The following is a 7,100-nucleotide window of genomic DNA, read 5'->3' on the forward strand; positions in this document are numbered from 1 at the left end:
TTTCCCCTCGTCAGCGACCGCGCGTCCCCACAGCGAGTGCCCTCGCGGCGCCGTCGCCGACACGACAGCCCCCATCGACAGGAGCTCCGCATGACGACCACGGCCCCGGCCAAGCCCCCGCGCGTGCCGCGCGAGGAGGACCCCCGCAACCCGAACTTCCGCCTCGCCGCCCTCCTCGACGAGGGCTCGATGCACCTCATCAGCGACGACGACGGCTCCGGCATGCTCGCGGCGACCGGCACGATCATGGGCTCCCCCGTGGTGGCCTTCTGCTCGGACGCGACCGTGATGGGCGGCGCGATGGGCGTCGACGGCTGCGAGGTCGTCGTCCAGGCATACCGGCGCGCGATGGTCGACCGGGTGCCGATCCTCGGCATCTGGCACTCCGGCGGCGCCCGCCTCGGCGACGGCGTCCTGTCGCTGCACGGCGTCGGGCGCATCTTCCACGCGATGACGCAGGCGTCCGGCAAGATCCCGCAGATCTCGATCGTGCTCGGCGCGGCCGCCGGCGGCGCCGCGTACGGCCCGGCGCTCACCGACGTCGTCATCATGGCGTCGACGGGCCGCATCTTCGTGACCGGCCCCGACGTCGTCCGGTCGGTGACCGGCGAGAGCGTCGACATGGAGCGGCTCGGCGGCGTCGACACGCACGCCCGCCGGTCCGGTGTCGTGCATGTGACCGCCGAGAACGAGCCCGACGCGCTCGACAAGGGCCGCACGGTCGTGAACCTGCTGGCCGCGCAGGGAGGCGTCCGGCAGGAGGTGCAGGACGTCGACGTGCTCGAGTTGCTGCCCGAGTCGCCGAAGCGCGCCTACGACGTCCACCCGCTCATCGAGGGCATCTTCGACGAGGGGACGTTCTTCGAGCTGCACGCGCGCTGGGCCCCCAACGTGACCGTCGGTCTCGGACGCCTCGGCGGCCGCACCGTGGGCGTCCTGGCGAACAATCCGCTGCGCCTCGGCGGCTGCCTGGACTCGCTGTCGGCGGAGAAGGCGGCCCGGTTCGTCCGGCTGTGCGACACGTTCGGCGTGCCGCTGGTCGTCCTCGTGGACGTCCCGGGCTATCTGCCGGGCGTCGGCCAGGAGTGGGACGGCGTCGTCCGGCGAGGCGCGAAGCTGCTGCACGCGTTCGCCGACGCCGTCGTGCCGCGCGTGACCATCGTGACGCGCAAGGCGTACGGCGGCGCGTACATCGCGATGAACAGCCGCTCGCTGGGCGCGACGAAGGTCTTCGCCTGGCCGGGCGCGGAGGTCGCGGTGATGGGCCCGGTCGCGGCGATCCGGATTCTGCACCGGCGCAAGCTCGCCGAGGTGGACGCCGACCAGCTCGCCGAGGTCGAGCAGCAGCTCGCCGACGAGCACGCCCGGCGCGCGGGCGGCGTCGAGAAGGCGGTGGAGATCGGCGTCGTCGACGAGATCCTCGAGCCGCAGCTCACCCGCTCCACGATCGCGGCGGCCATCCGCGAGGCCGACCACGGCGTCCGCGGCTATCACACGAACATCCCTCTCTGACGGCCGGTCACGGCCGGCGGAGGGGATGCCGAGTGCGAACAAGTTCGGGCGTCAGCCCGAACGCGAGACACACGAACATCCCTCTCTGACGGCCGGAGGCGGCCGTTCGGTCATGACGAGGCCCCGCCGGGCGACGCTCGGCAGGGCCTCGTTGCACGAGGGCGCGGGCGTCCTCAGCCCACGCGGTTCAGCCAGCGCACGGGGACGCCGTCGCCGGCCTGGCGGAAGATCTCGAGCTCGGCGTCCCAGGCGGTGCCGAGCAGGGCGTCGACCGCGGCGCGCAGCGCGCCCGGATCGCCGGCGGTGGTGAGCAGGGCGTTCCGCAGCCGCTCCTCGGGCACGAGGACGTCCCCGTGGGCGCCCACCTGCGCGTGAAACACGCCGAGCGACGGCGTGTACGAGTACCGGGACGCCTCGCAGCGAGCCGACGCCTCCTCGGTCACCTCGAACCGGACGCGCGCCCACCGCTTCATCGCGCTCGCGATGTCGGCGGACGCCCCGGCCAGCCCGCTCCAGGCGAGCTCGGTGCGGTAGGCGCCGCGCTCGGCCGGCTGCGGCGCCCAGGACAGATGAACGGGCGCGCCAAGGACGCCGCCGATGGCCCACTCGATGTGCGGGCACAGCGCCGACGGCGCCGAATGGATCTGGACGATCCCGCGAGTCGTTGTCATAGCGTGCCTTCCCTGAGTGATGCCTTCCCCTGCACACTCGGCGAAACCACGCGCTTGTGATTTCTTCATTCTGCCCCACCGGACGCCGCCCGCCAACCCCGAGTTGGTTACAGATGTCGCAAAGTGGGCCCGGGGGCCCGTTCGCCCGCTGACCGGCCCTCAGCCCTCGGACGCCGCCCGCAGCAGTTCGGCGGCGTGGGCCCGCGACGCGGACGAGTTCCCCAGCCCGGCCATCATGCGGGCGAGCTCGTCGATGCGCTCCTCCCCCGCGACCTCACGGATGCCCGACGTCGTCACCTGCCCGTCGTCGGACTTCGCGACCACGAATTGGCGGTCCGCGAACGCTGCGACCTGCGCGAGGTGGGTGACCACGATCACCTGGGCGTGCCGGGCGAGGCTGGCGAGCCGCCGGCCGATCTCGAGGGCGACGGCGCCGCCGACCCCGGCGTCCACCTCGTCGAAGACGAACGTGTGGCCCGCGCTGCCCTCGGCGAGGACCACCTCGAGCCCGAGCCGGACGCGCGACAGCTCGCCCCCGGACGCGACCTTCGCCAGCGGCGCCGGCTCCGAACCCGGATTCGCGCTGAACAGAAGGCTGACCGCGTCGCTGCCGTGCGGGCCGAGCTCGCCCAGGTCGGTGACCTCGAACAGCAGCCGGGCCCGCGGCATCGCCAGCTCGGCCAGTTCCCCCTCCACCCGATCCGCGAACGCGGACGCCGCCTGCTTCCGCAACCGGGACAGCTCGCCCGCGCGCTCGCGCAGGGACGCCTCCCGCTCGGCGAGCAACCCGTCGAGCTCGGCGATGCGCTCGTCGCCGCCGGCCAGCCGGGCGGCATCCGCGGACGCCCGCTCGCCCCAGGCCAGCACGTCGTCGATGGTGTCGCCGTACTTGCGCGTCAGCGCCTGCAGTTCGGCGAGGCGTCCGGCGATCCATTCGAGCCGGGCGGGGTCGGCGTCCAGCCCGGCCAGGTAGCCGGCGAGTTCGCCGGCGGCGTCCGCCAACAGGTAGCCGGCCTCGGCGACCCGTTCGCCCACGGGGGCGATCGCCGGATCGTCGGCGATCGCCTCGATCGCCTTGCGCGCCGCCGAGACGAGCCCGAGGGCGGTCGGCTCGTCGGAGAACGCCTCGTCGTCGCCGGCCAGCGCGACGATGGCCTGGCGGGCGGACGCGCGCAGGTCGTCGACGTCCTGCAGGCGGCGGGCCTCGGCGCGCAGCGCCGCGTCCTCCCCGGGCTGAGGGTCGGCCTTCTCGATCTCGCCCAGGCCGAACTCGAGCATCGCCAGCTCGCGCGCGCGGGCCTGCGCCTCGCGGGCCAGGTCGTCGCGCTCGACGCGCCAGGCCTGGTATTGCTCGTAGTCGCGCCGGTAGTCGGCCGCGAGATCCGCGAAGGCGGGGCCGGCGAAGGCGTCCAGCACCTCGCGCTGCCGCTCGGGCGTGCCGAGCCGAAGCTGCTCCGACTGGCCGTGGATGGTGACGCGCTCCCCGACCGTGTCGGCGAGCGCGGCCACCGGCACCTGGACGCCCCCGACGAGCGCCCGCGACCGGGTGGAGGTGAGCAGCCGGGTCAGGATGACCTCGCCGTCGTCGGCCTCCCCGCCGAGTTCGCCGACGCGCCCGGCCAGCGTCTCGTCGGCTGTCAGCCGCCCTTCGACGAGGGCGCGTTTGGCGCCGCGCCGGATCAGCCGGTTGGCCGCCTTCTCACCGAGCAGCAGCCCGACGCCGCTCACGACCATGGTTTTGCCGGCGCCCGTCTCACCCGTGACGGCCGTGAAGCCCGGCCCGAGCTCGAGCGTCGTCTCATCGATGACGCCGAGGTCGGCGATGCGCAACTCGGTCAGCATCAGGACCGCGGGCCGTGCATCTCGACGCCGGGGCTGCGCTCGGCCGACCCGCGCCACCCGGCGACGGGAAGCTCGAACTTGCGCACAAGCCGCTCGACGAACGGCTGCCTGTTCAGGCGCGCGAGCCGCAGCGGCGTCGTCGCGCGACGCACCTCGATGATGTCGGACGCCTGCACGTCGGTCGACCGCCGCCCGTCGCACCACAGGACCCCGCCCGGCCACTGGCCCGGCAGCATCGTGACCCGCACGCACGACCGCGGGCTCAGCACGAGCGGCCGCGCGAACAGCGCGTGCGCCAACAGCGGGACGACGAGCAGCGCCTCCACGTCGGGCCACAACACGGGCCCCTGCGCCGAGAACGCGTACGCCGTCGACCCCGTCGGCGTGGCCACCAGGACGCCGTCGGTGCCCCACCGCTGCAGCGGCCGCCCGTCGATCTCGACGAGCACCTCGATCATGCGCTCACGAGCGCCCTTCTCGATGGACACCTCGTTGATGGCGAACGACCGCCACTTCTCGACGCCGTGCTCGTCTTTCAGGACGACCTCGAGGCACAGCCGCTCTTCGACGTCGTAGTCGGACGCCACGACCCGCTCCAGCAGTGTGTCGAGTTGGCTCTGCTCGAGTTCGGCAAGGAACCCGACGTGCCCAAGATTGACCCCCAGAATCGGGACGCCCGCGGGCACCGCCCACTCCGCAGCGCGGAGGATCGTGCCGTCGCCGCCGAAGACGACGGCGAGCTCGATCTGGTCGAGGTGCTCGTCGTCGAACTCTTGCACGCGCACCGTGTCGCCCAGCCGGTCGCGGATGAGCCGCAGCGGCTCGCTGCGCATCCAGCAGACCACGTCGACCTGCGACACCCCGACGAGGAAGTCGACCGCCGCACGCAGCGCTTCCTCTCGCGCCACGTGCAGCGCAATAGCGATGTTGCGAGTCACGGTGCTCACCCTAACCGCTCCACCAGACGATTCCGCTCACGCGTTGCCCGCTGTCCGTTTCAATTCGACGAAGAACTCGACGTTGCCCTCGCCTCCGGGCAGCGTGCTGCGCCCGCGCCAGACGCACGTCCAGCCGAGGGGGCGGGCGGCGTCCACAACCGCATCGACGGCCCGGTCGCGCAGGGCCGGGTCGGTGACGACGCCGTGGGAGTCGAGCCCGCGGCGTCCCACTTCGAACTGGGGTTTGACGAGGAGCAACGCCACACCGTCGTCGCGAAGCACGCCGAGCATCGGCTCGAGCAGCAGCGTCAGCGAGATGAACGACACGTCACCGACGATCAGGTCGACCGGACGCCCGCCGACATCGGCGAGCGTCAGGTCGCGGAGGTTCAGGTGGTCGCGGGCGGTGACGCGCGGGTCGCGGCGGAGGGCGTCGACGAGCTGGCCGGTGCCGACGTCGACGGCGTAGACGTGCTCGCAGCCGCGCTCCAGCAGCACCTGGGTGAACCCGCCCGTGGACGCGCCGGCATCGAGCGCGCGGCCGTGCGGGCGCACCCCGGACGCCTCCAACGCCCCCACCAGCTTGTGGGCGGCGCGGGAGACGTAGGGGTCGGCGTCGGCCTCGAGGAGGTCGGCGTCCGTCACCGGAAGGGACGCCTTCGCCGCCTGTGCGCCGTTCACCCGGACGCGCCCGGCCGCGATCAGGTCGCGGGCCTGTCCCCGCGATCGGGCGAGCCCGCGCCGGACGAGGGCGGCGTCCAGGCGGAGGCGTCCGGGGGCCACCGTCAGGAGCGCGGGGCACCGGGACGCTGAGCGTCGCTCAGCGCCTGCTGCACCTGGTCGAGCGCCGACGACAGCGCGTCGTGGTGGGTGTGCACGTCGTCGTCCAGGCGGACGCCGCGCAGCGCGGCGTCGATGGGCTCGTGCCCGGTCTGCGGGGCCGGCGTCGCCGGCGCGTCGGTGTTCTCGGGGGTGTGGACGCCGCGGTCGTCGTGGGAGGTCACGGGATGAGCTCCAGCCGGTCGAGGACGGCGTCCGGGTCGGTCACCAGCCCGCTCCAGGAGAGCTGGCAGAGCGCCCAGAGGGCGTCGAACTGCGCCGACTGCGTGCCGAGGTCGCCCTCGACGGTCGCGGTGCCGTCGGGCTGGGCGGTGACGGTCGCGCCGCCGCACGTCGCCGACCGCCCGCTCACCGCCGCGACTCGTGGCGGTTCGAGCAGGGAGGCGACGCTCCAGCCGATCGAGGTCGGCCGCTCGGACGCCTCCGCCCGGACGAGCTCGTGCTTGCCATGGGCGCCCGTGAAGACGAGGAAGGAATCCATGCCCACACCGACCGCCCCGGCGATGTCGGTGTCGAGCCGGTCGCCGACGAAGAGCGGATGCTCGGCGCCCGTGCGGCGGACGGCCTCCTCCATCATCGGCGCGTACGGCTTCCCGATGATCGTCGGGCGGAACGACACGGTCGACCCGACGGCGTCGATCGCAGCGCCGACACCCGGGACGAGGCCCCGCTCGGTCGGACGATTGGCGTCCGTGTTGGTCGCGAACCAGCGCGCGCCCTCCTGGATGGCATAGCCGGCCTGGTCGAGGCGCGACCAGAGGAGGTTGGGGTCGTAGCCCTGGATGACGGCGTCCGGGGAGTCGTCGGCGTCCGCGGCGATCACGAAGCCCGCGTTCGTGACCTCGTCGACCAGGTTCTGCGTGCCGGCGACCATCACGCGCGAGCCCGCCGGCAGGACGCGCTGCAGGTAGCTCGCGGACGCCTGCGCGCTCGTGATGATGTCGTCGAACTCGCACGGGTAGCCGATCTGGCGGAGTTGGTCGATCACCGTCTGCGCCGGGCGGGCGGCGTTGTTGGTGACGAACACCGTCCGGACGCCTCGCTCGCGGAGCGCCGCGACGCCGTCCGGGACGCCGTCGACCGCGTTGGGACCGAGGTAGATCACCCCGTCCAGGTCGAAGAAGGCCACGTCGTAGCCGTCGATCATCGCGCTCATGCCTGGTCGTCCTCTCCTGCCGGCTGCGGGTCGGGGACGTCCGCGGGCTCGATCAGATTCCCTTCCGCCGCCTCGGGCTCGGACTCATCCTGCTGGGCCTCGTCATCTTGCTCGGGATCATCCTGCTCGGGCTCGGGCTCG

At 73.2% G+C, this 7,100-nt stretch carries 7 protein-coding genes; 1 reads left to right on the forward strand and 6 read right to left on the reverse strand.

What is annotated here, in order from left to right:
* Positions 1 to 90 precede the first annotated feature (90 nt).
* On the forward strand, positions 91 to 1,512 hold the full coding sequence (locus WMJ97_RS07035) for a carboxyl transferase domain-containing protein (RefSeq protein ID WP_347348271.1): 1,422 nt from the start codon (positions 91 to 93) through the stop codon (positions 1,510 to 1,512).
* 173 nt (positions 1,513 to 1,685) lie between these two features.
* Here WMJ97_RS07035 and WMJ97_RS07040 read toward each other — a convergent pair whose 3' ends face one another.
* The 6 genes from WMJ97_RS07040 to WMJ97_RS07065 form a co-directional block, all read right to left on the reverse strand.
* Positions 1,686 to 2,183: a DUF3145 domain-containing protein gene (locus tag WMJ97_RS07040; protein WP_347348272.1), complete on the reverse strand. Its 498-nt coding sequence runs from the start codon at positions 2,181 to 2,183 to the stop codon at positions 1,686 to 1,688.
* A gap of 159 nt (positions 2,184 to 2,342) precedes the next feature.
* A complete protein-coding gene (gene recN, locus WMJ97_RS07045; protein ID WP_347348273.1) occupies positions 2,343 to 4,025 on the reverse strand; it encodes a DNA repair protein RecN in 1,683 nt (560 codons plus the stop codon).
* Entirely contained in the window at positions 4,025 to 4,963 is a 939-nt protein-coding gene (locus tag WMJ97_RS07050; protein ID WP_347348274.1) for an NAD kinase, read from the reverse strand. The genes recN and WMJ97_RS07050 overlap by 1 nt, the downstream gene beginning before the upstream one ends.
* Positions 4,964 to 4,999: 36 nt before the next feature.
* A complete protein-coding gene (locus tag WMJ97_RS07055; RefSeq protein WP_347348275.1) occupies positions 5,000 to 5,746 on the reverse strand; it encodes a TlyA family RNA methyltransferase in 747 nt (248 codons plus the stop codon).
* A 2-nt stretch (positions 5,747 to 5,748) separates the two neighbouring features.
* The gene (locus tag WMJ97_RS07060; RefSeq protein ID WP_347348276.1) at positions 5,749 to 5,967 is read right to left on the reverse strand and encodes a hypothetical protein; all 219 of its coding nucleotides are present in this window, start codon (positions 5,965 to 5,967) and stop codon (positions 5,749 to 5,751) included.
* Positions 5,964 to 6,959, reverse strand: coding sequence for an HAD-IIA family hydrolase (locus WMJ97_RS07065; protein WP_347348277.1), 996 nt, complete (start codon positions 6,957 to 6,959; stop codon positions 5,964 to 5,966). The genes WMJ97_RS07060 and WMJ97_RS07065 overlap by 4 nt, the downstream gene beginning before the upstream one ends.
* Positions 6,960 to 7,100: the final 141 nt, after the last annotated feature.

Source organism: Nigerium sp., assembly GCF_039811905.1.
Classification (GTDB): domain Bacteria; phylum Actinomycetota; class Actinomycetes; order Propionibacteriales; family Propionibacteriaceae; genus Propioniciclava.

What these genes read in the sequence shown, in the direction of transcription:
- WMJ97_RS07035 (WP_347348271.1), top strand. Translation starts at nt 91, where the DNA reads ATGACGACCACGGCCCCGGCCAAGCCCCCGCGCGTGCCGCGCGAGGAG.
- WMJ97_RS07040 (WP_347348272.1), bottom strand. Translation starts at nt 2,183, where the DNA reads ATGACAACGACTCGCGGGATCGTCCAGATCCATTCGGCGCCGTCGGCG.
- recN (WP_347348273.1), bottom strand. Translation starts at nt 4,025, where the DNA reads ATGCTGACCGAGTTGCGCATCGCCGACCTCGGCGTCATCGATGAGACG.
- WMJ97_RS07065 (WP_347348277.1), bottom strand. Translation starts at nt 6,959, where the DNA reads ATGAGCGCGATGATCGACGGCTACGACGTGGCCTTCTTCGACCTGGAC.